Annotated in this window: 29 protein-coding genes; 4 read left to right on the top strand and 25 right to left on the bottom strand. The window is 64.7% G+C overall.

The genetic code is table 11. The features are described from left to right. Window positions 1–415: 415 nt before the first annotated feature. Window positions 416–1,060: a phosphatase PAP2 family protein gene (locus tag BLR24_RS19790; protein ID WP_254787458.1), complete on the bottom strand. Its 645-nt coding sequence runs from the start codon at window positions 1,058–1,060 to the stop codon at window positions 416–418. A gap of 185 nt (window positions 1,061–1,245) precedes the next feature. On the opposite strand from BLR24_RS19790, the gene mscL reads away from it, so the two are divergent. Continuing rightward, window positions 1,246–1,677: a large conductance mechanosensitive channel protein MscL gene (gene mscL, locus BLR24_RS19785; RefSeq protein WP_055804352.1), complete on the top strand. Its 432-nt coding sequence runs from the start codon at window positions 1,246–1,248 to the stop codon at window positions 1,675–1,677. A 10-nt stretch (window positions 1,678–1,687) separates the two neighbouring features. Here the strand turns inward: mscL and pdxA are convergent, their stop codons facing one another. The 3 genes from pdxA to BLR24_RS19770 are packed head-to-tail and all read right to left on the bottom strand — an operon-like array spanning window position 1,688 to window position 4,862. After that, window positions 1,688–2,752, bottom strand: coding sequence for a 4-hydroxythreonine-4-phosphate dehydrogenase PdxA (gene pdxA / locus BLR24_RS19780; protein WP_093019986.1), 1,065 nt, complete (start codon window positions 2,750–2,752; stop codon window positions 1,688–1,690). Further along, a complete protein-coding gene (locus BLR24_RS19775; protein ID WP_093019984.1) occupies window positions 2,749–3,522 on the bottom strand; it encodes a Nif3-like dinuclear metal center hexameric protein in 774 nt (257 codons plus the stop codon). Before BLR24_RS19775 ends, pdxA begins: the two co-directional genes overlap by 4 nt. Beyond that, the gene (locus tag BLR24_RS19770; RefSeq protein WP_093019982.1) at window positions 3,519–4,862 is read right to left on the bottom strand and encodes an MFS transporter; all 1,344 of its coding nucleotides are present in this window, start codon (window positions 4,860–4,862) and stop codon (window positions 3,519–3,521) included. Before BLR24_RS19770 ends, BLR24_RS19775 begins: the two co-directional genes overlap by 4 nt. Before the next feature lie 282 nt (window positions 4,863–5,144). On the opposite strand from BLR24_RS19770, the gene BLR24_RS19765 reads away from it, so the two are divergent. Further along, entirely contained in the window at window positions 5,145–6,305 is a 1,161-nt protein-coding gene (locus BLR24_RS19765; protein WP_093019980.1) for a trypsin-like peptidase domain-containing protein, read from the top strand. Window positions 6,306–6,309: 4 nt separating this feature from the next. On the opposite strand, the gene tatC is transcribed toward BLR24_RS19765, so the two are convergent. The 9 genes from tatC to BLR24_RS19720 form a co-directional block, all read right to left on the bottom strand. Next, window positions 6,310–7,119 (bottom strand): twin-arginine translocase subunit TatC, encoded by an 810-nt coding sequence (tatC, locus tag BLR24_RS19760; protein WP_093019978.1) that lies wholly within the window; start codon window positions 7,117–7,119, stop codon window positions 6,310–6,312. A 78-nt stretch (window positions 7,120–7,197) separates the two neighbouring features. After that, entirely contained in the window at window positions 7,198–7,656 is a 459-nt protein-coding gene (gene tatB, locus BLR24_RS19755) for a Sec-independent protein translocase protein TatB (protein WP_093019976.1), read from the bottom strand. Between the two features lie 13 nt (window positions 7,657–7,669). Beyond that, complete coding sequence (gene tatA, locus BLR24_RS19750; RefSeq protein ID WP_093019974.1) at window positions 7,670–7,921, bottom strand: Sec-independent protein translocase subunit TatA; 252 nt, start codon at window positions 7,919–7,921, stop codon at window positions 7,670–7,672. Window positions 7,922–7,983: 62 nt separating this feature from the next. Beyond that, entirely contained in the window at window positions 7,984–8,343 is a 360-nt protein-coding gene (locus tag BLR24_RS19745; protein ID WP_093019972.1) for a histidine triad nucleotide-binding protein, read from the bottom strand. Continuing rightward, window positions 8,333–8,722 carry a DUF4870 family protein gene (locus tag BLR24_RS19740; protein WP_093019970.1) on the bottom strand — a complete coding sequence of 130 codons (390 nt, stop codon included), beginning with the start codon at window positions 8,720–8,722 and terminating at the stop codon, window positions 8,333–8,335. Before BLR24_RS19740 ends, BLR24_RS19745 begins: the two co-directional genes overlap by 11 nt. An 11-nt stretch (window positions 8,723–8,733) precedes the next feature. Continuing rightward, complete coding sequence (locus BLR24_RS19735) at window positions 8,734–9,114, bottom strand: phosphoribosyl-ATP diphosphatase (protein WP_093019968.1); 381 nt, start codon at window positions 9,112–9,114, stop codon at window positions 8,734–8,736. Then, on the bottom strand, window positions 9,111–9,500 hold the full coding sequence (hisI, locus tag BLR24_RS19730; RefSeq protein WP_093019966.1) for a phosphoribosyl-AMP cyclohydrolase: 390 nt from the start codon (window positions 9,498–9,500) through the stop codon (window positions 9,111–9,113). The genes BLR24_RS19735 and hisI overlap by 4 nt, the downstream gene beginning before the upstream one ends. Before the next feature lie 31 nt (window positions 9,501–9,531). Continuing rightward, the gene (gene hisF / locus BLR24_RS19725; protein ID WP_093019964.1) at window positions 9,532–10,317 is read right to left on the bottom strand and encodes an imidazole glycerol phosphate synthase subunit HisF; all 786 of its coding nucleotides are present in this window, start codon (window positions 10,315–10,317) and stop codon (window positions 9,532–9,534) included. Window positions 10,318–10,341: 24 nt separating this feature from the next. Continuing rightward, window positions 10,342–11,178 (bottom strand): D-hexose-6-phosphate mutarotase, encoded by an 837-nt coding sequence (locus BLR24_RS19720; protein WP_093019962.1) that lies wholly within the window; start codon window positions 11,176–11,178, stop codon window positions 10,342–10,344. A 190-nt stretch (window positions 11,179–11,368) separates the two neighbouring features. Here BLR24_RS19720 and BLR24_RS19715 point away from each other — a divergent pair, with 190 nt between their 5' ends. Together BLR24_RS19715 and BLR24_RS19710 are read left to right on the top strand one after the other, a co-directional pair. Next, on the top strand, window positions 11,369–12,676 hold the full coding sequence (locus tag BLR24_RS19715; protein WP_093019960.1) for a dicarboxylate/amino acid:cation symporter: 1,308 nt from the start codon (window positions 11,369–11,371) through the stop codon (window positions 12,674–12,676). Between the two features lie 8 nt (window positions 12,677–12,684). Continuing rightward, on the top strand, window positions 12,685–13,605 hold the full coding sequence (locus BLR24_RS19710; protein ID WP_093019958.1) for an amino acid ABC transporter substrate-binding protein: 921 nt from the start codon (window positions 12,685–12,687) through the stop codon (window positions 13,603–13,605). Window positions 13,606–13,624: 19 nt separating this feature from the next. On the opposite strand, the gene hisA is transcribed toward BLR24_RS19710, so the two are convergent. The 12 genes from hisA to BLR24_RS19650 all read right to left on the bottom strand — a co-directional run bounded on the left by hisA (window position 13,625) and on the right by BLR24_RS19650 (window position 23,340). Continuing rightward, window positions 13,625–14,368: a 1-(5-phosphoribosyl)-5-[(5-phosphoribosylamino)methylideneamino]imidazole-4-carboxamide isomerase gene (gene hisA, locus BLR24_RS19705; protein ID WP_093019956.1), complete on the bottom strand. Its 744-nt coding sequence runs from the start codon at window positions 14,366–14,368 to the stop codon at window positions 13,625–13,627. A 63-nt stretch (window positions 14,369–14,431) separates the two neighbouring features. Then, window positions 14,432–15,088 carry an imidazole glycerol phosphate synthase subunit HisH gene (gene hisH, locus BLR24_RS19700; protein ID WP_093019954.1) on the bottom strand — a complete coding sequence of 219 codons (657 nt, stop codon included), beginning with the start codon at window positions 15,086–15,088 and terminating at the stop codon, window positions 14,432–14,434. Window positions 15,089–15,107: 19 nt separating this feature from the next. Further along, the gene (gene hisB, locus BLR24_RS19695; RefSeq protein ID WP_093019953.1) at window positions 15,108–15,731 is read right to left on the bottom strand and encodes an imidazoleglycerol-phosphate dehydratase HisB; all 624 of its coding nucleotides are present in this window, start codon (window positions 15,729–15,731) and stop codon (window positions 15,108–15,110) included. Further along, entirely contained in the window at window positions 15,728–16,816 is a 1,089-nt protein-coding gene (gene hisC / locus BLR24_RS19690; RefSeq protein WP_093019951.1) for a histidinol-phosphate transaminase, read from the bottom strand. The genes hisB and hisC overlap by 4 nt, the downstream gene beginning before the upstream one ends. Beyond that, a complete protein-coding gene (locus BLR24_RS19685; protein WP_093019949.1) occupies window positions 16,813–17,184 on the bottom strand; it encodes a hypothetical protein in 372 nt (123 codons plus the stop codon). Before BLR24_RS19685 ends, hisC begins: the two co-directional genes overlap by 4 nt. Window positions 17,185–17,188: 4 nt before the next feature. Beyond that, complete coding sequence (locus BLR24_RS19680; RefSeq protein WP_093019947.1) at window positions 17,189–18,013, bottom strand: hypothetical protein; 825 nt, start codon at window positions 18,011–18,013, stop codon at window positions 17,189–17,191. 37 nt (window positions 18,014–18,050) lie between these two features. Beyond that, window positions 18,051–19,373 carry a histidinol dehydrogenase gene (hisD, locus tag BLR24_RS19675; RefSeq protein WP_093019945.1) on the bottom strand — a complete coding sequence of 441 codons (1,323 nt, stop codon included), beginning with the start codon at window positions 19,371–19,373 and terminating at the stop codon, window positions 18,051–18,053. A gap of 18 nt (window positions 19,374–19,391) precedes the next feature. Further along, on the bottom strand, window positions 19,392–20,042 hold the full coding sequence (gene hisG, locus BLR24_RS19670) for an ATP phosphoribosyltransferase (RefSeq protein WP_093019943.1): 651 nt from the start codon (window positions 20,040–20,042) through the stop codon (window positions 19,392–19,394). After that, window positions 20,039–21,328, bottom strand: coding sequence for a UDP-N-acetylglucosamine 1-carboxyvinyltransferase (gene murA, locus BLR24_RS19665; protein ID WP_093019941.1), 1,290 nt, complete (start codon window positions 21,326–21,328; stop codon window positions 20,039–20,041). The genes hisG and murA overlap by 4 nt, the downstream gene beginning before the upstream one ends. Before the next feature lie 43 nt (window positions 21,329–21,371). Next, entirely contained in the window at window positions 21,372–21,614 is a 243-nt protein-coding gene (locus BLR24_RS19660) for a BolA family protein (RefSeq protein WP_055803616.1), read from the bottom strand. A gap of 17 nt (window positions 21,615–21,631) precedes the next feature. Then, a complete protein-coding gene (locus BLR24_RS19655) occupies window positions 21,632–22,387 on the bottom strand; it encodes an ABC transporter permease (RefSeq protein ID WP_093020184.1) in 756 nt (251 codons plus the stop codon). Between the two features lie 5 nt (window positions 22,388–22,392). Beyond that, window positions 22,393–23,340: an ABC transporter ATP-binding protein gene (locus BLR24_RS19650; RefSeq protein WP_093019939.1), complete on the bottom strand. Its 948-nt coding sequence runs from the start codon at window positions 23,338–23,340 to the stop codon at window positions 22,393–22,395. Between the last annotated feature and the right edge of the window lie 11 nt (window positions 23,341–23,351).

The raw sequence follows: 23,351 nt of genomic DNA, 5'->3' as shown, positions 1-23,351 counted from the left end.
CACATATTGGTTTTCGGCAACCGCAATTTCATATGCAAGGCCCGAGCCCGGTTGGTATTTGGGCCGAGCCTTTTTGCCGCGGTTCGTCAAAGCAAGCCTGCGCATGAACGGCAGACGGGCTGGGCTGAATTGTCGCTGCCGCGGCAACGCCCACTTTCCGTGCAATAGGTGCAAAAAATGTGTCTATTTGCAGATCAACCCTGAGGACTTAAGGGTTATCTAAAAGATCAATAGCTGAGCCCCCTTTTTCATTGGGAACGAAGCCTTTTATTGCGCAGGCGAAGCCGTCCCTTGCAATTCGAAGGTGTGAACTATTAATTGACAGCCCAAATTGGTGAGTTGTGGCACTGAAACTACAAAAGCCTCACTCGATCAGGTTTCCGAAAGGTTTGCTCTTTTGTAAACAGTTGTGTGCTCAGGCCGGACCACGGGTTGGCTCGCGCGCTTGCAACAGGTCGGCACGCGTGAACGGGCGCTCGATGCCCGCCATCCAGACTGCCAGTTTCTCGAGCACATACTGTGTGGGGGCGGGGCGTCCCACTATCAAAAACAATAGCGGCAGCACCAAGCCCAGCGCGAGCCATCGAGGTGTTCGTACCCTTAGCTGCCGGTGCCACTGCAGTCTCAGAAAACTGGCGCTCACCAGGGTTCCGAGTGCGGCACCCGCGACGACTTCGGCCGTGGAGTGAACTTCGAGCGCCAGTCTCGACACGCCGATGAAGACGGCCCATCCCCATCCCGATATTGCGGCAGCCATGCGCACCGATGGTGCACCGCGCAGCGCCACGAGCCAGAAAATGACCGGCCAAAGGCTGGTCGCCAATGCAGTGTGTCCGCTGAAACCAGTGAAATCAAAGCGCCTGCTGCCAATTCCCCAGCCCATGAAAGCCAGCTTGGAAAGCATCACGACAAGCCCGCAAGCGCCAAATAGCAGCACCCAATGCACCGCGGCCGGGCGTGTGCCCCGATCGATTGCGAGCCAGATTGCAACCCCGAATGCGGCAGGCAACAGGAAGCCGCTGTCACCGAATCCGGTGGCAATTAACCAGAAACTATTCATTTATTTGAAAAGAGATTGCGCGCCTTTATTGGTGCGCTGGTGCCGATTGATCAGCCCTCATTTAAGCAGATCATCGAAGAAAAGAAATCTTTTGCATTACCCATCGAGGGCTTCACAGTTCGAACTGGCGGATTCCGCAGGCATACTGGCGGCAGTTCAACCCCAGCCTCCGGAGCATATTGATCATGAGCATCATCAGCGAGTTCAAGGAATTTGCCGTCAAGGGCAACGTCATCGATCTCGCCGTGGGCGTGATCATTGGTGCGGCCTTCGGGAAGATCGTCGACTCCCTGGTGGCCGACATCATCATGCCGATCGTCGGCCTGGTGTTCGGCAAGCTCGACTTCTCGAATCTCTACCTGGTGCTGGGCAGCGTGCCGGCCGGCGTGCCGAGCACGCTGGCCGACCTCAAGAAGGCCGGGGTGCCGGTGCTCGCCTATGGCAACTTCATCACCATCGCGGTCAACTTCGTCATCCTGGCTTTCATCATCTTCATGATGGTCAAGCAGATCAACAAGCTGCGCAAACACCAGGCGGACGCGCCCGCGGCACCGGTGGCGCCGCCTGAGGACATTGCCCTGCTGCGCGAGATCCGCGACAGCCTGAAGCGGCCCTGAACGCTTCTTCTCAGCCGCCCGACAGCTTTCTGGCCATGCGCAGGGCTTCGACGAGGCTCGAGGCATCGGCCCGGCCGGTGCCTGCAATGTCGAACGCGGTGCCGTGATCGGGGCTGGTGCGCACCAGCGGCAGGCCCAGCGTCACGTTCACCCCCTTTTCCACGCCAAGATACTTGACCGGAATCAGGCCTTGGTCGTGATACATCGCGATCACCACATCGAATTCGCCGCTCCCCGGCACGCCGCCCTTGTCCCGCGCGCGCATGAAGACGGTGTCGGGCGCGTAGGGCCCATCGGCGTCGATACCTTCGGCGCGCGCAGCCTCGATGGCCGGCGCAATGATGTCGCCCTCTTCGGAACCGAACAATCCGCCCTCGCCCGCATGCGGATTGAGGCCCGCCACGCCGATGCGCGGCGCCCGCCCGAGCACGCGGTGCAAGGCACGGTGGGTGATGCGCAGCGTCTCCAGCACGCCGGCGAAGCTCACCGCGGCGATGGCGTCGCGCAGCGACATGTGGATGCTCACCAGCACGGTGCGCAACTCGTCGTTGGCCAGCATCATGCGCACCGGCATGCGGTCCACCGCGAGACCCGCATGCGCGGCAGCTTCGGCCTGCAGCAGTTCGGTATGCCCGGGATACGGGAAACCCGCCGCGGCCAGCGCCTCCTTGTGAAGCGGCGCGGTCACGATGGCGGCGATCTCGCCTTGCAAGGCGGCCCGCGCGGCCCAGACCACGCAATTGCCAGCCACGCGGCCGGCTTCGGCGCTGATCCGGCCGGGCACGATGTCCTTGGGCGACGCCACCACCTGCAGCACGGGGATGCATCCGGGCGGCACGGCAGCCGCTTCGGCGATCTGCCCGATTTCGGCCACCGGCCAGGCAGGTCGTCCGGGTTGCGCCACGGCTTGCGATGCGCGGCGCATCGTGCCCACGTCGCCGGCCACGAAGGCGCCGCGGGTGGCGTCGGGTGCCTCGCGGAAGGCCTTGGCAATGATTTCCGGCCCGATGCCCGCGGGATCGCCGAGCGTGATGGCGACGGGAGCGGCGGGAGCGATGGAAGCCTGTCCGGTCATGCGGGATTGTCGATGTCGATGAACTCGTGCTTCAGCCCGAGCTGCGCCGCCACGTGCCCGGCCACCGCCTGGGCGCCGTAGCGCTCGGTGGCATGGTGCCCGCACGCGAGGAAAGCGACGCCCATCTCGCGGGCATAGTGGGCCTGCGGCTCGGAGATCTCCCCGGTGATGAAGGCATCGGCACCAGCGGCGATGGCAGCCTCGAAGTAGCCTTGGGCGCCGCCCGTGCACCACGCGATGTTCTTGATGGGGCGATGCGCCGTGTCCACGAGGGTGACGGGCCGCTTAAGAATCTTTTCCGCGTGTGCGGCCAGTTCCCTGGCACTGGCAAAGCTTTCTCCGTTGTCGCGCGCGCCAAGAAAACCGAGCTCCTGGTCGCCGAAGCGCCCGGTCGACCCGGCATGCGCGAGCAACCCGAGTTGCAGCCCGAGCTGCGCGTTGTTGCCGAGTTCGGGGTGCGCATCGAGCGGCAGGTGATAAGCGAACAGGTTAACGTCGTCGCCCAGCAGCAAGCCCAGGCGCTGCTTCATCCAGCCAGTGACGCAGCCGTCCTGGCCGCGCCAGAACAGGCCATGGTGGACAAAGATTGCATCGGCCTCCGCATGAATGGCGGCCTCGATCAGCGCGCGGCTCGCGGTGACGCCGGAAACGATCTTCCGCACCACGGTGCGGCCCTCGACCTGCAGGCCGTTCGGTCCGTAGTCCTTGAAGCGCGAGGGCGCAAGAAGCAGGTCGAAGGCATGCAGCAATTCATGGCGGGTGGTGCTCATCGCGACATTGTCGCGCTCCCATCTGCGTTGCGCATGGCATGGCCGCGTGCCGCGAGTGGCCACAGGGCCAACAGGAATCCCAGCCCCGCCAGCACGGCGACGTAATGCGCCGGCGCCATCGTGTCATGCTGCAGCCAGAGCGTGAGGATGACGGGCGTGAGGCCGCCGAACACGGCATACGACATGTTGTAGGCAAACGAGAGCCCGGTGAAGCGCACCGGCGCCGGGAACGCGCGCACGCCGGCGATCGGCACCGTGGCAATGGTGCCCACGAAGAGCCCCACCAGGCCGTAGTGCCAGAACAGCGTGGCCGGCGTGCCGGGCAGCCCTGTGTAGAAGAGGTAGGCCGTCGCGAACAGCCCGCCCCAGCCGATGAGCATCACCGCGCGCGTGCCGATGCGGTCGCTGGCCCAGCCGACCAGCACGCAGCCGATGGTCAGGGTCAGCGTGGCGAGCGCATTGGCTTCCAGCGCCAGGGCCGCCGGAATGTGGTGCACCTTCTGCAGGTAGGTGGGCGTGTACAGCACCACCACCACGATGGCGGCCGACAGCACCCAGGTCAGCAGCGCCACGTAGACGCTGGCCGCGCGGTGCTCGCGCAGCACGGTGCGCAGCGGCAGCTCGCGCGCCACCGCCTTGCGGCCCGCCAGTTCCCTGAAAACCGGCGTCTCGTGCAGGAAGCGGCGCAGGTACACCGAGACGAGGCCGAACACGCCGCCCAGCACGAAGGGAATGCGCCAGGCAAAACCGCTCACCTCCGCCGGCGAATAGTGGCGGTTGATGGCCACGGCCACGAGCGATCCCAGCAGGATGCCGCCGGTGATGCCCGAGGTCAGCGCGCCGATGCCGAAACCGTAGCGCGGCGCGGGCACGTGCTCGCCGACGAACACCCACGCGCCGGGCATTTCGCCGCCGATGGCCGCGCCCTGCAACACGCGCATGGCCAGCAGCAAAAGCGGCGCCGCAATGCCGATGCTGGCGTAGGTCGGCAAGAGGCCGATGACCAGCGTGGGCGCCGCCATCAGGAAGATCGACAGCGTGAACATGCGCTTGCGCCCGAGCAGGTCGCCGAAATGCGCAATGACGATGCCGCCCACCGGCCGGGCCAGGTAGCCGGCGGCAAAAATGCCGAAAGTCTGGAGCTGCCGAAGCCAGTCGGGCATGTCGGCGGGAAAGAACAGTGCGCCCAGCACCGTGGCAAAGAACACGTAGATGACGAAGTCGTAGAACTCCAGCGTTCCGCCGAGCGCGGAGAGGCCCAATGTCTTGTAGTCGCGCGCATCGAGCGCGCGGGCCGGCATCGGCTGGGCACCGTCCGGGGAAATTGCGTGAGAAGTCATGGCTGGCAGGAAGGTCGTTGCCGCACGCCGGCCGCAGAAGGATCGATGCGGAAGGCGGCGTGCCGGCGAAACACCTGGCCGCGTGAGCCGGGTAGGCGATGCGGAAGGCCGGAGTTCGGAGCCGTGTGGGCTTGCAAAGCGATGCTAAGGGTTATCCCTTATTGGCGCTGGCGACCTTTGCCAATCTCGACCGCGTCGCGCGGTTTATGGCAATTTGCGGTTGAGGGACAATGGGCCGTGGCGCCGCGTGGGCGGCGTGTCCTCTTCGTTCAATCTAGTTTCATGAAACGCACCTGGCTGCTCTTTGCCCAAGCCGTGACCGTCCTGCTGGCGGCCTACTTCGTCGTTGCAACACTCAAGCCCGAATGGATCAACCGGCGGGCCAGCTCCTTGGGCGGCGTGGTGTCGATCGTCGAGGCACCGCCCGGCGCCTCGTCCGTACCGGTCGCCGGCAGCCTGAGCGCGGCGGCCAAGAAAGCGTCGCCGGCAGTGGTGAGCATCAACACCAGCAAGGCCGCGCAACGCCATCCGCGCAGCAATGACCCGTGGTTCCGGTTCTTCTTCGGCGACCAGGGCGACCAGCCCCAGGTCGGCTTGGGCAGCGGCGTGATCGTGAGCGCCGAGGGCTACGTGCTCACCAACAACCACGTGGTCGAAGGCGCAGACGAGATCGAGGTCACGCTCAACGACAGCCGCCACACGCGCGGCAAGGTGATCGGCACCGACCCGGACACCGACCTGGCCGTGCTCAAGATCGAAATGGACAAGCTGCCCGCGATCGTGCTGGGCAATTCGGACGAGCTTCAGGTGGGCGACCAGGTTCTGGCCATCGGCAACCCCTTCGGCGTGGGCCAGACGGTCACCAGCGGCATCGTCTCGGCACTGGGGCGCAACCAGCTCGGCATCAACAATTTCGAGAACTTCATCCAGACCGACGCGGCCATCAACCCCGGCAATTCGGGCGGCGCGCTGATCGACGTCAACGGCAACCTGCAGGGCATCAATACGGCCATTTACTCCCGTTCGGGTGGCAGCATGGGCATCGGCTTCGCGATTCCAGTCTCGATGGCCAAGATCGTGCTCGAAGGCATCGTGAAAGAAGGCCAGGTGCGCCGCGGATGGATCGGCGTGGAGCCAAACGAACTCTCGCCGGAGCTGGCCGAGACCTTCGGCGTGAAGGCGAATGCCGGGGTCATCATCACTGGCGTTCTGCAGAACGGCCCCGCAGCCAAGGCCGGCATCCGGCCGGGCGACGTGATCACCTCGGTCGGCGACAAGAAGACCGACAGCGTGCAGGCCCTGCTGACTGCCGTAGCCGGCCTGAAGCCCGGCAGCTCCGCGCGTTTCGCGCTGCAGCGCGGCACCGACAAGATGGAACTGGACGTGACCCCGGGCCTTCGGCCCAGGAGCCCGGTGCGGCAGATGCCGAACCAGCCCGAATGATCGATCAGGAAGACGCCGAGGAATCGGCGCTTTCTTCCTCTTCCGTTTTCTTGCTGCTGGCGAAGTAGCGAGCACCGATGATCCCGACCTCGTAGAGCAGGCACATCGGAATCGCCAGCGCGAGCTGCGACACCACGTCGGGCGGCGTGAGCACCGCGGCCACCACGAAGGCCACCACGATGAAGTACCCGCGGAAGGACTTCAGCTTCTCGATGGTCACCATTTCGAAGCGCACCAACAGCATCACGACGATCGGCACCTGGAAGGCGACCCCGAACGCGATGTAGAGCGAGAGAATGGCCTCGACGTACGAGGAAATGTCGGGCGTGGCCGCCACCGCGGCGGGCGTGAACTTCTGGATGAAGCTGAACATCTTGTCCAGCACGAAGAACTGCACGAAGGCGATGCCGGCATAGGCCAACAGGCTGCCGAAGAAGATCAGCGGCAGCGCAAAGCGCTTTTCATGGCTGTAGAGCCCCGGCGCAATGAACATCCAGGCCTGGTACATGAGCCATGGCAGCGCCAGCAGCACCGCGGTCATCATGAGCACCTTGAGCGGCACGAAGAACGGCGAGAACACGCCGATGGCGATGAGCTTGGCGTCCGCCGGCATGTGCGCGCGGATGGGCATGGCGATCAGATCGATCAGCCCGCCCGGGCCGGGCCAGATGGCCAGCAGCACGCCCGCGATCACCAGGCCATAGACGCAATAGAGCAACCGGTCGCGGAGTTCGACCAGATGCTGCACGAACGGTTGTTCGGTGCCCGCCAACTCGTCTTCTGCGTCTTTGTTCTTGTTGTCGGAATCGGCCATTGGGAGGGAAAAAGAGCAGGGGAAAGCGTGGCTTCGGCCGGCGTGCGGCGCACGAGGAACGCGAGGGAGTGAAAGCCGCTAGTTGATCTTGTGGGGGCGGAAACGCGCAACCCGCGCGGCACCCGACAACGCCTTGGTGCGCACGCCGTTGCGCGCCTTGTACCACTGCGGTGTGGCGCCCTGCTTCAGGCGCCAGTTCTTGCGGGGATGCCGGTACTCCGGCACCGAGGGCTCGGGTTCGGCCAGGGCCGAAAGCGTTTCGCCCGAGCCGGAAAACTGCTTCTCGAGATCGCTCGCGCCGCTCTGGATGCTGTGCTCGACGTCGCGCGCCGCATCCTCCACGGTGCTTTTCATCTTGCGCAGTTCGTCCAGCTCCATCGAGCGATTGACTTCGGCCTTGACGTCGTTCACGTAACGCTGCGCCTTGCCCAGCAGGGTGCCGACCGTGCGCGCCACGCGCGGCAGCTTTTCCGGCCCGATCACGATCAACGCCACGACGCCGATCAGCGCCAGCTTCTCAATGCCAAGGTCGAGCACTTATGACCCGCGCTCAGGACTTCTGACGCGCTTCGACGTCGATCGCCGACTTGTCGCTGTTGGCAGCCGGCTGGCCGGTGACTTGGGCAGCAGGGGCCGACGAAGCGGCAGGCGCATCGGTGGTGCTTCCGTCCTTCATGCCGTCCTTGAAGCCCTTCACGGCGCCACCAAGGTCGGAACCCATGTTCCGCAGCTTCTTGGTGCCGAAGATCATGACCACGACGAGCAGCACGATCAGCCAGTGCCAGATTGAAAATGAACCCATGGAAGACTCCTAAGAATGTGTCCGATTTTAGTCGGGCGGAATGTGACAGTTTGGCCTAATGTTCAGCCACGAAGCCAGGGCCGGGGACCGCCCATGACATGGACATGGAGATGGTGAACTTCCTGTCCGCCCTCGGCGCCAGTGTTGACCAACACACGGTATCCGCCCTCCGGATAGGGCCTGCAGCCCAGCTCCAGCGCGAGCTTGGGCGCCAGCGTCATGATCTTGCCCATCAGCGCGGCGTCTTCGGGGGTGAGCTGCGCCATGGAGGCGATGTGCCGCTTGGGCACCAGCATGAAATGCACCGGCGCCCAGGGCGCGATGTCGTGAAAACCGAACAGTTCGTCGTCTTCGTAGACCTTGCGCGAGGGGATCTTGCCTTCGATGATTTTGCAGAAGACGCAGTTCGGATCAGATGACATCTTTGGGTTCCATGGGGCGGTTGTCTTTCATGCGGATCATGCCCTTCACGATCCGGTAGAGAAACCACAGCGAAATCAGGCTCCAGGCAATCCAGCCCGGCACGAGAAACAGCAGCCAGAGCCACGAAGTGACCAGGTACAGCAGGCCGGCCCACAGCACCGACCGGATGCGCCAGCTGAAGTGCGTGGCCTGCCAGGTCCCGGCGGCATCGTCGCGCTTGACGAAGTCGATCACCAGCGCCACCAGCAAAAGGACCACCGAGGCCTGCGCCCCTGGCAGCACGGCGCCAATGGCCACGATCAGGTGCAGGATATAGCTGACCCAGCCCCAGGTCTTGAGGGAGTCGTCGGGTTCCACGTTCACGATGTCGTTGGCCATTGAATGTCCTTTCAATCGTTGGATGCTTCGCGGGCCTGCGCCTTGCGCAGGGCTTTTTCCTCGATTCCGCTGGTGCCTTCGCGACGCTCCAGCTCCGCGATCACCTCTGCCGGCGAGAAGCCGTAGTGGGCCAGCGCCACCATGGTGTGGAACCACAGATCGGCCACTTCGTTCACTATTTTCGAGCGGTCGCCGCCGTGGTCGGCGTCCTTGGCGGCCATCACGACCTCGGTGGCTTCCTCGCCGATCTTCTTGAGGAAGGCGTCGGGGCCTTTATGGAGCAGGCGCGCCACGTAGCTCTTTTCAGCATCGCCGCCGCGCGCGGGCAGGCGGCTTTCGATGACCGCGGCAAGGCGTGCAAGGGCGTCCGAGGTGTTCACTGAGGCCGTCATTTGTAGATCGACTCCGGGTCTTTCAAGACCGGCTCGACCGCGGTCCATTGGCCGTTGTCGTACTTGCTGAAAAAGCAGCTGTGGCGGCCGGTGTGGCAGGCAATGCCGGGCTCGTGGCCAAGTTGGGTGACCTTGAGCAGCACCACGTCGTTGTCGCAGTCCAGGCGGATCTCGTGCACCGTCTGCACGTGGCCCGATTCCTCGCCCTTGAACCAGAGCTTGTTGCGCGAGCGGCTGAAATACACGGCGCGGCCCAGCTCGGCAGTCTTTTCGAGCGCCTCGCGGTTCATCCAGGCAAACATCAGGACGTCGTTGCTGCCCTGCTCCTGCGCGATCACGGGCACCAGGCCGTTCGCGTCCCACTTCACTTCATCGAGCCAATTCATCGCGATATTGTCGGGGATAGGCAAAGACCCCTCAGGAGTCGATTCGCACCGGGATTCCCCGCGCGGCCATGCGGGCTTTCGCCTCGCCAACCGTGTGTTCGCCGTAGTGGAAGATGCTGGCAGCCAGCACCGCGTCGGCGCCACCCGTCTGGATGCCGTCGGCCAGATCGTCCAGGCTGCCGACGCCGCCCGAGGCGATCACCGGCACGTTGACCGCATCGCTCACCGCGCGGGTGAGCGCCAGATCGAAGCCGCTCTTGGTGCCGTCGCGGTCCATGCTCGTGAGCAGGATTTCGCCGGCACCGCGGCGCACCATCTCGGTCGCCCATTCGACGGCGTCCAGGCCGGTGTTCTTGCGGCCGCCATGGCTGTACACATCCCAGCCCGCGCCGCGCGTGGCGGCTTCCTCGGGGCTGCGGCGCTTGGCATCGATCGCCACCACGATGCATTGCGAACCGTATTTCTGCGATGCGTCGTTGATCACCTGCGGATCAGCGATGGCCGCGGAGTTGAAACTGGTCTTGTCGGCGCCGGCATTGAGCAGCCGGCGCACGTCGGCCACGGTGCGAACGCCGCCGCCCACCGTCAACGGAATGAAGACCTGCGACGCCACCGCCTCGATGATCGGCAGGATGAGGTCGCGCCCGTCGCTGGTGGCCGTGATGTCGAGAAAGGTGAGCTCGTCGGCGCCCTGCGCGTTGTAACGGGCCGCAATTTCGACCGGATCGCCGGCATCGCGCAGCTCGAGAAAATTGACGCCCTTGACGACGCGGCCGCCGGTGACGTCAAGACAGGGAATGATGCGTTTTGCGAGCATGGTCGGTGGTAAGGAAAAGTTCATTCAGAGAACGCGCAGCTGCTGCCAGCCCTGCCATTGGGCACCCGGCAGGAGCAGCACCTGCTCGTCGATGCGCGCGGCCTCGACGCACAGCATGTGCCGATACCCATCTTCGGGCATGTCTGCGAGTTTCGCACCGAGCACCGCGCCGGGGTTCCACACCACGGTTTCGCTGCAGCTCGCACTCTGCGTGATCTCGAGCGTGCCGCTCGGCTGCACCAGCCGCATCGGCTTGGCGGGAGCGGTATAGACGCTGTCGAACTCGGCATCGAAGCGCAGTGCGGGCGCCGTCTCCACATGCCGGTCGTCGCGCAGCGAATCCCAACGGTTGGCACCCTGGAGGCCTTCCAGCCGCACTTCGGCGATATCGTCGACGCGCAGGTAGGTGTGCAATGCCGCCGCAAAGCTGAACGGCGCATGATCCACATTGAGCAGCGTCAGCGTGGTGCGCAGTCGGCCGGGGCCCATGCCGATGTGCAAGCGCGCCTCGAAAGAGTGCGGCCAGAGCTTGCGGGTGGCCGGGTTGTCGCGCAGCCGCAGGACCAATTCGCCCGAAGTGGCGTCCAGACCCCGGTTTTCCCAAGGCAGATTGCGCATGAATCCATGCTTGGGCAGCATGCCGCGCTGGTTGAACTGGGGGCAGCAAATGGGCACGCCGCCGCGGATTGCAGCCTGCCCGTCGAACACCGCGCGAGGGCTCAGATAGAGGCGCTCCGCGCTGTCGGACGTGGTCCAGGAAAGCAGCTGCGCCCCCTGCAGCGAGACGACGAAAGCACTTCCGTCGGCCCCGGCGGCACGAAGCGCGGGCTGGCCGCGAAAGTCGATCGAACTGATATCCATTGGAGAATTGTAGGCAGCGAAATCCCGTGGCACGGAATTGGCATTGGGCACTTAAGGCTTCATCGCCGATGCGCCCGCACCGGTTGCGCGCAAGGGACCTTCTTGGATACCCTTCGCCTGCCGCACGAGAAGAGGCTGCCGGCCGATGCGTCCGCGCCCCGGAACCACACATACGTCAAAGGGACAAAACATGAGAAAGAAACTGCCCGCCGCGGCCTGGATCCTGATTGCCATGGTGCTCGGCATTCTTGTCGGCTACATGATCTTCACGAGCTTTCCCGACAAGAAGGCCGCCGCGCAGATCGCGGGCTACGTGTCGATCATTTCGGACGTGTTCCTGCGCCTCATCAAGATGCTGATCGGTCCCCTGGTGTTCTCCACCCTGGTGGTGGGCATCGCGCACATGGGTGATGCCAAGTCGGTGGGCCGCGTGTTCGGCAAGTCGCTCGGCTGGTTCTTTACCGCTTCGCTCATTTCGCTGGTCATCGGCCTGGTGATGGCCAATGTCCTGAAGCCCGGCGAGAACCTGGGGCTTCCACTGCCGGACATTGGCTCTTCGGCCAACCTTGCCACCGCGAAGTTCACGCTCAAGGACTTCGTGAGCCACATGGTGCCCAAGTCTTTTGCGGAGGCAATGGCCAACAACGAGATTCTCCAGATCGTGGTGTTCTCGATGTTCTTTGGCGTGGCACTCGCCTCGCTCGGTGACAAGGCCAAGACGCTGGTGGCCGCCATCGACGAGCTCTCGCACGCCATGCTCAAGATCACCGGCTACGTGATGAAACTGGCGCCGCTTGCGGTGATGGCCGCCATGGCCGCCACCGTCGCTGTCAACGGCCTGGGCATCCTGCTCAAGTTCGCCGTGTTCATGGGCGACTTCTACCTGGGCCTCTTCGTGCTGTGGGGCGTGCTGATCTTCGCTGGCTTTTCGTTTTTGGGGCCGCGAGTGTTCAAGCTGCTGGTGCTCATCAAGGAAGCCTTCCTGCTTTCGTTTGCCACCGCCAGCTCCGAAGCGGCATACCCGAAGATCCTGCAAGCGCTCGACCGTTTTGGCGTGAAGCGCAAGATCTCGAGCTTCGTGATGCCGATGGGCTATTCGTTCAACCTCGACGGCTCGATGATGTACTGCACCTTTGCCGTGCTGTTCATCGCGCAGGCCTACAACATCCACATGCCGCTCAGCACGCAGATCACGATGCTGCTGATCCTGATGCTCACCTCCAAGGGCATGGCCGGCGTGCCGCGCGCTTCGCTGGTGGTGATTGCCGCCACGCTCAACCACTTCGACATTCCCGAAGCCGGCCTGCTGCTGATCCTGGGCGTCGACACCTTCCTGGACATGGGCCGCTCGGCCACCAATGCGGTGGGCAACTCCATCGCCACGGCCGTGGTTGCCAAGTGGGAGGGCGAGCTGCTTTCCGAAAGCGACGCGGCGGTCAATGCCAAGACGCTGGACGCCGAGGCTGCAGCCACCCTCGCCCATCCAGCGCACGCGTGAGGCCAACCGTGAAGCCCAAGGCCACGCTGTCGGTTTTCCTGGCCGGCCTGCTGGCAGCCGCCACGCTGGTTTCCGCTGTGCCTGCGCTGGCACAGCCGCAGGCCCCCGAGACATTGACCGGTACCCTCGCCAAGGTGCGGGAGACCGGCGCCATCACCATCGGCTATCGCGAATCGTCGGTGCCGTTTTCCTTTCTCAACGCGCGCAAGGAACCCATCGGCTACTCGATCGAAATTTGCCGCGCGCTGGTCACGGCCATCGAAGACGCGGTGAACAAGAGCCTCACGATCAAGTGGGCACCCGTGACCTCCGATTCGCGCATCGAAGCGGTCGAGAGCGGCGCGGTCGATCTCGAGTGCGGCTCGACCACCAACAACATCGAGCGGCAAAAGCGCGTGAGTTTTTCGCCCACCATCTTCGTCTCGGGCACCAAGGTGCTGGTGAAGAAGGGTTCACCGATCAAGTCGTTCCGCAACCTGGCCGGCAAGCGGGTGGCGGTGACCGCCGGCACCACCAACGAAAAGACGCTGCGCGAGCTTTCGCAGAAGTTCAAGCTCGGCATCAACCTGCTGGTGGCGCGCGACCACGCCGATTCCTTCGGGCTCGTGAAGAGCGGCCAGGCCGACGCCTTTGCCACGGACGACGTGTTGCTCTACGGCCTGATCGCCCGGGACGCCGCCAAGGCCGAGTACGAAGTGGTCGGCGACTACCTCTCCTACGACCCCTACGGGATCATGTACCGCAAGGGGGATGCGCAGCTTCGCAAGGTGATCAACGACAGCTTCCAGGTGCTGGCCGAGGACGGCGAGATCGAGCGCCAGTACAAGCGCTGGTTTTTGCGCAAGCTGCCCACGGGGGAAAGCATCAACCTGCCAATGAGCGCGCAGCTGGAAGCGATCATCCAGACGATGGCGGTGAAGGCTGAGTAGCCTTCACCTTGGCAACGCCTCAGGCGCCGGCGAGTTCGTCGGCGCGGGCTTGCGCGGCGGCGAAATCGAGGTCGCCCGAATAGATGGCGCGGCCGCAGATCACGCCTTCGACGCCTTCGGTCTCGACGGCGCAGAGCTGATCGATGTCGGCCATGTTCGACAGGCCGCCCGAAGCGATGACCGGAATGGACAGCGCCTGCGCAAGCTTGACGGTGGCATCGATGTTGATGCCCGAGAGCATGCCGTCGCGGCCGATGTCGGTGTAGATGATCGATTCGACGCCGTAGTCCTCGAACTTCTTGCCCAGGTCGGCCACCTCGTGGCCCGTGAGCTTGCTCCAGCCGTCGGTGGCCACCTTGCCGTCCTTGGCGTCGAGGCCCACGATGATGTGGCCGCCAAAGGCCACGCAGGCGTCTTTCAGGAAGCCGGGGTTCTTGACCGCGGCGGTGCCGATGATCACGTAGCGCAGGCCGTCGTCGATGTAGCGCTCGATGGTGTCGAGGTCGCGGATGCCGCCGCCCAGCTGCACGGGAATGTCGTCGCCCACCTCGCGCAGGATCGCCTTGATGGCCGCGTGGTTCTGCGGCTTGCCGGCGAACGCGCCATTCAGATCGACCAGATGGAGCCGCCGAGCACCCGCCTCGACCCATTTGCGGGCCATGGCGGCGGGGTCTTCGCTGAAGATGGTGGACTGGTCCATGTCGCCCTGTTTGAGGCGAACGCAGTGGCCGTCTTTGAGATCAATGGCGGGAATGAGGAGCATGGAAGTGACGCGAGTGTGCGGAATCCGGGCTGAGGAAGGTTCGGCCCAGGCGAAAAATTAAGGTCAGGGATTCCAGTGGAGGAAATTTCGGTAGAGCTGCAACCCATGGTCCGCACTCTTCTCCGGGTGGAACTGGGTGGCAAAAATGTTATCGCGTGCAATGGCTGCGGTAAAGCTCGCACCGTAATCTGCTTCGCCCACGCTGTGCCGGGCGTCGGCCGGCCGCGCATAGAAGCTGTGAACGAAATAGAAATAGCTCATGTCCGGCACGCCCGCCCACACGGCATGCGGCTGGGCCTGGCGCACCTGGTTCCAGCCCATCTGGGGCACCTTGAAGCGGCTGCCATCGGGCTGCAGCCGGCCGGCCAGTTCGAACTTGACGACCTCGCCCGGAATGAGGCCCAGGCCGTCCGTCGGTCCTTCGTCGCTGCGAGAGAGCAGCATCTGCATACCGACGCACACGCCGAAGAGCGGCTTGTTCGCCGCGGCTTCGAGCACTGATTCCTGGAGGCCGGAGTCGCGCAGTTCGCGCATGCAGTCGGGCATGGCACCCTGCCCCGGCAACACCACGCGGGTGGCCTTGCGCACCACCTCGGGGTCGGAGGTGACGAAGACCTCCACGCCCACCTGGTCGGCCGCATGTTGCACAGCCTGCGAGACGGAGCGGAGATTGCCCATGCCGTAGTCGACGACCGCGACGGTATTTGCTACAGATTTCATAGCTGTTCGCTGGAGGAATTCAGAGCGAACCCTTGGTCGAGGGAATGACGCCCACGGAGCGTGGGTCGAGTTCGAGCGCGCCGCGCAGCGCGCGTGCAAAAGCCTTGAACACCGTTTCGCACTGGTGGTGCGCATTGACGCCCTTGAGGTTGTCGATGTGCAGCGTAACGAATGCGTGGTTGGCGAAGCCCTGGAAGAATTCGTAAGTGAGCTGGCTGTCGAAGGTGCCGATCATGCCGCTCGTGAATGGCACGTGCATCTCCAGGCCCGGACGGCCCGAGAAATCGATGACAACGCGGCTCAGGGCCTCGTCGAGCGGCACGTAGGCATGGCCGTAGCGGCGGATGCCCTTCTTGTCGCCCACGGCCTTGGCAACCGCCTGGCCGAGGGTGATGCCTACGTCTTCCACGGTGTGGTGACCGTCGATGTGCAGGTCGCCCTGGCAATCGATCTCCAGGTCGATCAGCCCGTGGCGGGCGATCTGGTCGAGCATGTGGTCGAAAAAGCCGATGCCGGTCGAGAGTTTGGCGCGGCCCGTGCCGTCGAGATTGACGCTGACGGTGATCTTCGTTTCGGCGGTGTTGCGAGTGACCGACGCGGTGCGCGCGGCGGTGCCCGTGTCGGCTGTTTGGGGGGTGGTCATAGTGAGGCTTCGAGTGCCGCGAACATCCGCGCATTCTCGTCGGCCGTTCCGACGGTGAGGCGCAGGCAATTTGCCAGCAGTTCGTGCATTTTAGAAACGTTCTTCACCAGTATGCCGCTGGCCTTCATGCCTTCGAAGGTCTTGGCGGCATCGGGAACGCGCACGAGGATCATGTTGGCATCGCTCGGCCAGACCTTGACCCCCGAAAGGCGGCCCAGGCCCATCATGAGGCGATGGCGCTCCTCGCGGATCTGTTTTGCCTGGGCCTCGAACACCTCGGCGTGCTCGAGCGCGAAGAGCGCGCATTCGCAGTTGAGCACACTGACGTTGTAGGGCGGGCGCACCTTGTCGATCTGCGCGATCAGCGCGGCCGGGCCCATGAGATAGCCAAGGCGAATGCCGGCCAGGCCGAACTTGCTGAGCGTGCGCATCAGGAGCACATGGCCGTGCCGTGCGATGCGGTCGACATAGCTCTTGGCGGCGAAGGGCTGATAGGCCTCGTCCATCACCACCAGGCCGCCCTGCTCGGCCTGGGCCTGCACGATCTTTTCGATGGCGGCGTCGTCCCAGAGGTTGGCGGTGGGATTGTTCGGATAGGCCAGGTAAACGATGGCCGGTTTCTCGCGCGCGATGGCGGCAAGCATGGCGCCCTCGTCGAGTTCAAAGTCGGCGGTGAGCGGCACGCCGATGAAGCGCAGGCCCTGCAACTTTGCGCTCATGGCGTACATCACGAAGCCGGGCACGGGCGCGAGCACGGTGGCGCCAGGCACGTCGCAGGCAATGGCCAGGAGCGAGATCAGTTCGTCGGAGCCGTTGCCCAGCATCAGCCCAAAACCTTCGGGCATGCGCGCATGCGCGGCCAGCGCGCGCTGCAGATCGCCGCCCCGCTCGCCCGGATAGCGGTTGAGCGCCAGCGCGCCGAGCCGGGCGCCAAGCTCGGCCTGCAGCGCGGGCGGCAGGCCGAAAGGGTTCTCCATGGCGTCGAGCTTGACGAACCCGCGTGCATCCTGCACCGCATAGGCATGCATGGATTGCACGTCGGAGCGGATGCGATCGATCGGGCGGGCGGTGGAAGAAGTTGTCATCGGGTGCAGCGGAAGCTGTTTTTAAGGGCGCCGGACATGACCAGTTGAACGGGCATGTCTGCTTCATAGCTGTCGGCGTTGCGCGTCAGCTCGGTTTGATAGAGGGAGCGCGCCATCGAGGGCTCCAGGCGTCGGCCTTCGATGCAGAAGACTGGCTTTTGGCCATTGCGCTGCGACGCTTCCACGCCTTCGCGCAAGCCCTCGAGCACGCCGACGAGGTAGTAGCTTGCGTACGCCTTGCCGTCCTTCTCATTGGTTTCGAGCATGCGCAGTTCGCGGATGCTCATCGCCTCTGCACCGGCACCGGCCGCCAGTGCGAGCAACAGCACCGGCAGGCGCAGCAGCAGCAGGACGGCAGCACGGCTCATGGCGTCACTTGCGATAGCGCGGCGGCGGCGCGTACGAGGCGTCGGCCGGGAAGGCATTGGGCTGCGGCGGCGTGGCGTCGCGGCGCGCGCGTCGCGCAGCCTCGGGCTGCTCGAGCTCGAACAATGCAGCGCCGATCACGCCGATGTTGCGCACGTCGCCGGCTTCGGTGTTCGCCGCATAGGCACGGCCCGGTGCGGCGAAGCGAAAGGCGGCGACTTCGCTCTGGCTTTTGCGGAACCCCTCGATGTCGAGGGTCTGCAGCGGACGCAGCACATAGCCGCCATTGCGCAGGCTACCGGCCTTGCCATTCAGCACGTCGAGGCCATCGACGGTGGCAATCACTTCGTAGCTTCGATCGCTGAGGTTGCGAAAGCGCAGCGTGTAGCGCGCGCCTTCGATGCCGGCGAGGCGGAACATGTCACTGCTGCGGCGTGCGCGCTGCAGCGGCAGGGGGCGTTCGTTCTCGTCGAGTACCGACCATTCGACGTCGCCCTGGGCCAGTTGCAGATTGAGGCGGCGTTCGGGATTGTTGCCCGCGTCGCGGCGCACGGCGGACGCTTCGTTGTAGCCCAGCGAGGCCACTTCGTCTGGCTGTGCGGACAGCCGTTTGGCGACGACCGAGCGGGTCTTCGACTCGATGCCCTCGCCCCACTGGGTGCCGAGCTGTGCCGGTGCGGGCGCGGCGGCGGCGCTGGGCGTTGCGGACAAGGCGGCCGACTCGTTGCGCGGCGCTTGCGGCATCTGGCTGCAGGCAGCGAGCAAGGCTGCGCCTGCAATGAGCCCTGTGGTGAATCTGAAAAAACGCGACCTGTATAGCTGGTGAATCATCTGGCTGGCTCCTCCCCGAAGCGGTTTTTGTAAAGTCTCAGATCTTATGCAGGCGCATTCGTGCCGCTTCGGCGTGCGCCTGCAGGCCTTCGCCTTCGGCCAGCGTCACCGCGATGGGCCCCAGCACCTGCGCGCCGGCTTCGCTTACTTCAATGAGGCTCGAACGCTTCTGGAAGTCGTAGACGCCCAGCGGGCTCGAAAAGCGCGCCGTGCCGCTGGTCGGCAGCACGTGATTCGGCCCGGCACAGTAATCGCCGAGGCTTTCGCTGGTGAAGGCGCCGAGAAAGATCGCGCCGGCGTGGCGCAGCAAGGGCTCCCAGCGCTGCGGCTCGCTGCTGCTCACCTCGAGGTGCTCGGGCGCGATGCGGTTGCTGATCTCGCAGGCCTCTTCCATGCTCTTCGTGTGGATCAGCGCGCCGCGGCCGTTGAGCGAAGCCGCGATGATCTCGGCGCGAGGCATGGTGGGCAGCAGGCGGTCGATCTCGGCCTGCACGCGATCGATATACGCTGCGTCGGGGCACAGCAGAATGCTTTGAGCGAGCTCGTCGTGCTCGGCCTGGCTGAACAGGTCCATCGCCACCCACTCGGGGGGCGTGGTGCCGTCGGCGAGGACGAGGATTTCGCTCGGTCCCGCGATCATGTCGATGCCCACCGTGCCGAACACGCGGCGCTTGGCGGCCGCAACGTAGGCGTTGCCGGGGCCGGTGATCTTGTCCACCGCGGGGATGGTGGCGGTGCCGTAGGCCAGTGCGGCCACGGCCTGCGCGCCGCCGATGGTGAAGGCGCGGGTGACGCCGGCCACGTAGGCGGCTGCGAGCACGAGCGGGTTCTTCTCCCCCTTCGGCGTGGGCACGACCATGATGATTTCGCCGACGCCTGCGACATGCGCCGGGATCGCGTTCATCAGCACGCTCGACGGATAGGCCGCCTTGCCGCCCGGCACGTAGATGCCGACACGGTCGAGCGGTGTGACTTTTTGGCCGAGCAGCGTGCCGTCGGCATCGCGGTAGCTCCAGCTCTCGCCGCTCGCCTTCTTCTGGGCTTCGTGATAGCTGCGCACACGGCGGGCCGCAGATTGGAGCGCATCGCGCTGCACAGCGGGCAGCGAATCGAACGCTGCCTTCAGTTCGGCCTGCGTGAGTTCGAGTTCGGGCAAGGTGGCGGCACCCAACTGATCGAAGCGGTTCGTGTATTCCAGCACCGCATCGTCGCCCCGCTTCTGCACGTCGGCCAGAATGTCGGCCACCACTTTCTCGATGGCCGCATCCGCATCGGCGGACCAATGCAGCCGCGCCTTGAATTCAGCGTCGAAGTTGGCTGAAGCGGTGGAGAGGCGGACGGGTGCTGCTTTCAGTGTCATGGCGCTGCGGTGAATATCTCAGGGCGTGGCTGCCGCGGGAATGGCGGAGGCGAAGGCATCGATGATGCGGCGGATCGGCTCGCGCTTGAGCTTGAGTGCGGCCTGGTTGACCACGAGGCGCGCGCTGATGTCCATGATCCGCTCCACCTCGACCAGGTGATTGGCCCTGAGCGTGTTGCCGGTCGAGACCAGGTCGACGATGGCGTCGGCCAGACCCGTGAGCGGTGCGAGCTCCATGCTGCCGTAGAGCTTGATCAGGTCGACGTGCACGCCCTTGCTCGCGAAAAACTCACGCGCCAGGCCCACGTACTTGGTCGCGACCCTGAGGCGCGAGCCCTGCTTCACGGCCGACGCGTAGTCGTAGTCGGCACGCACGGCCACGCTGAGGCGGCAGGCTGCAATGCGCAGGTCGAGCGGCTGGTAAAGACCCTGGTTGCCGTGCTCGAGCAGCACGTCGGAGCCGGTCACGCCGAGATCGGCGCCGCCATATTGCACATAGGTGGGCACATCGGAGGCGCGCACCAGCACCACGCGCACGTCAGGCCGCGTGGTCGCGAGGATCAGCTTGCGCGATTTTTCGGGGTCTTCGGTGACCTCGATGCCGGCCGCAGCCAGCAGGGGCATCGTCTCTTCGAAGATGCGCCCTTTGGACAGAGCAAGCGTGATCATGCGGCGGCTCCGGCCACGCGCTCGATGTCGGCCCCGAGGCCGCGCAGCTTGGCTTCCATGCGGTCGTAGCCGCGGTCCAGGTGGTAGATGCGATCGACCAGCGTCTCGCCATCGGCCACGAGCCCGGCGATGACGAGGCTGGCTGAGGCGCGCAGGTCAGTGGCCATCACGGTGGCGCCCGACAGCTGCTGGACGCCCTCGACCATCGCCACCTTGCCCTCGACATGGATCGTCGCACCCAGGCGCACCATCTCGTTCACGTGCATGAAGCGGTTCTCGAAGATGGTTTCGGTCACCATGGAAGCACCGCGCGCGATCACGTTCAGCGCCATGAACTGGGCCTGCATGTCGGTGGGGAAGCCGGGGTATTCGGTGGTGCTGAAGCTCTGCGCCTTGAGGTGTTCGCAGGCCGGGGCCTTGGAGCTGATGCGCACGCCGCCTTCTTCCGGCGAGATCGTGCAGCCGGCATCGCGCAGCTTGTCGATCACCGCGTCCATGTGGTCGGCGCGGGCGTGGCGCAGGAACACGTCGCCGCCCGTGGCCGCCACGGCGCACAGGAAGGTGCCGGCCTCAATGCGATCGGCCACCACGGCGTGTTCGCAGCCGTGCAATTTTTCGACGCCCTGGATGCGGATGTGGCTGGTGCCGTGGCCCTGGATCTTCGCGCCCATGCGGATCAGCATCTCGGCCAGGTCGACGATCTCGGGCTCCTGCGCGGCGTTTTCGAGCAGCGTTTCGCCCTCGGCCAGCGCAGCGGCCATCAGGAAGTTTTCGGTGCCGGTGACGGTGACCATGTCTGTCAGGATGCGCGCGCCCTTCAGCCGGGTGCGGCCGGCCGGCAGGCTGGCGATCATGTAGCCGTGCTCCACCACGATCTCGGCCCCCATGGCCTGCAGGCCCTTGATGTGCTGGTCGACCGGCCGCGAGCCGATGGCGCAGCCGCCCGGCAGCGACACCTTGGCATGGCCGAAGCGCGCCAGCAGCGGACCCAGCGCCAGCACCGAGGCGCGCATGGTCTTCACCAGCTCGTAGGGCGCCTCGGGATTGCTGAGGTCGCCGGCATTGAGCTGCACCATGCCGTTGTGATCGCGCTCGGCGGTCACGCCCATGTTGCGCACCAGCTTGAGCATGGTCGACACGTCCTGCAGGCGGGGGACGTTGTGCAGCGTCACGGGCTGGTCGGTGAGCAGCGCGGCGCACAGCTCGGGCAGGGCGGCATTCTTGGCGCCGGAAATGAGTACCTCGCCGCGAAGCTGGCGCCCGCCGCGAATCAGAAGTTTGTCCATCAGGAATCCAGCGAATTTAGGGGCCGCTTCGGCCGCCAGTTACTTACTTGTCGATCGCCGCCCATTCGGCGGGTGTGTAGGTTTTCATCGAGAGCGCATGCACCTCGTCGGTATGCATTTTCGCACCCAGGGTGGCATAGACCCGCTGATGGCGCTGAATGGCGCGCTTTCCCTCGAATTCGGCCGAGACGATGGTCGCGTACCAGTGTCGGCCGTCGCCCTCCAGCGAGATGTGCTCGCATGGGAGGTGGGATTGGATCAGGGCCTGGAGTTCTTCGGCGGTCATGGGATTTGAAGGGCCTTTCAGCCTCTGATTTTGTAGCCGATTTTCAGCAGATGGACGGCGATGGCGCTCACCGCCAACCACGCCGCGCCGACGATGCCCAGGCTGAGCCAGGGCGAGGCGTCGCTCACGCCGAAGAAGCCGTAGCGGAAGCCGTCGATCATGTAGAAGAAGGGGTTCAGGTGGCTCACGCCCTGCCAGAACGGCGGCAGCGAGCCGATCGAATAGAACACGCCCGACAGGAAAGTCATGGGCATGATCAGGAAATTCTGGAACACGGCCATCTGATCGAACTTCTCGGCCCAGAGACCGGCGATGAGGCCCAGCGTACCCAGCATCGCCGCGCCCAACAGCGCGAACACGACGATCCAGACCGGTGCCACGAAATTGGGCATCGCGAAGAAGATGGTGACCACGAACACCCCGAGCCCCACGGCCAGCCCGCGGATGATCGACGAGCCCACGTAGGCGAAGAACCAGCCCCAGTGCGACAGCGGCGTGAGCAGCACGAACACCAGGTTGCCCATGATCTTGCTCTGGATGATCGACGAAGAGCTGTTGGCAAAGGCGTTCTGCAGCACGCTCATCATCACCAGGCCCGGCACGAGGAAGGCCGTGTAGCCGACTGTGCCGTACACCTTCACATGGTCTTCGAGCACATGGCCAAACACCATCAGGTACAGCAGCGCGGTGAGCACCGGCGCGCCGACGGTCTGGAAACCGACCTTCCAGAAGCGCAGCGTTTCTTTATAGAGCAGCGCGCGCCAACCGGTCACAGCCATCATCTTGCAACCTCCAGCGGCGTCTGCTCACCCGCCATCAGGTCGATGAACACGTCTTCGAGATCGGCCTTGCGCATTTCCACGTCTTCCACCGCGACGCCGGCTTCGCGGATCGCGGCCAGCAATTGTTCGACTTCATGGGCGTTCTGCGCCGGCAGCTGCACGATGCGCCCGGTGATGCGCGCATGCTGGGCAATGGCCCACGGCAGCATGGCGTCGGTCTTGAAGCGCAGCACGTTGCTGGTGGCCGATTTCAGCAGTTCGCTGGTGCGGTCCAGCGCAATCACGCGGCCCTGCTTGAGCATCGCGATGCGGCTGCACAGCGCCTCGGCTTCCTCGAGGTAATGCGTGGTGAGCAACACCGTACTGCCCTCTTTGTTGAGCCTGGCGACGAATTGCCAGAGCGTCTGGCGCAGTTCGACATCGACCCCGGCGGTCGGCTCGTCGAGCACGATGACCGGCGGCTTGTGGACCAGTGCCTGAGCCACGAGCACACGGCGCTTCATACCGCCCGAGAGCTGGCGCATGTTGGCCGTGGCCTTGTCGGCCAGGCCGAGGCTTTGCAGCAGCTCGTCGATCCAGGCCTCGTTGTTCTTGATGCCGAAGTAGCCCGACTGGATGCGCAGCGATTCGCGCACATTGAAGAAGGGGTCGAAAACCAGCTCCTGCGGCACGATGCCGAGCTGGCGCCGGGCCTCGGCATAGTCGCGCTGCACGTCGAAGCCATGGACGCTGATGGCCCCGGCGGTGGGACGGGACAGGCCGGCCAGCATGCTGATGAGCGTGGTCTTGCCCGCGCCATTGGGGCCGAGCAAGCCGAAGAACTCGCCCGGCTCGATCTGGAAGCTGACCTCGTCGACGGCGCGCAGGCCCTGCTTGCCTTGGGCCCGCTGCTGTCTGGAGGGAGGGTAGGTCTTGGAGACCGATTGGAATGAGATCGCGGGCATGGGAGCCGGCG

The organism is Variovorax sp. OV700, from assembly GCF_900099805.1.
GTDB lineage: Bacteria > Pseudomonadota > Gammaproteobacteria > Burkholderiales > Burkholderiaceae_C > Variovorax.
The sequence above is the reverse complement of the archived record's forward strand: the minus strand, read 5'-3'. Positions and strand labels throughout refer to the sequence as shown.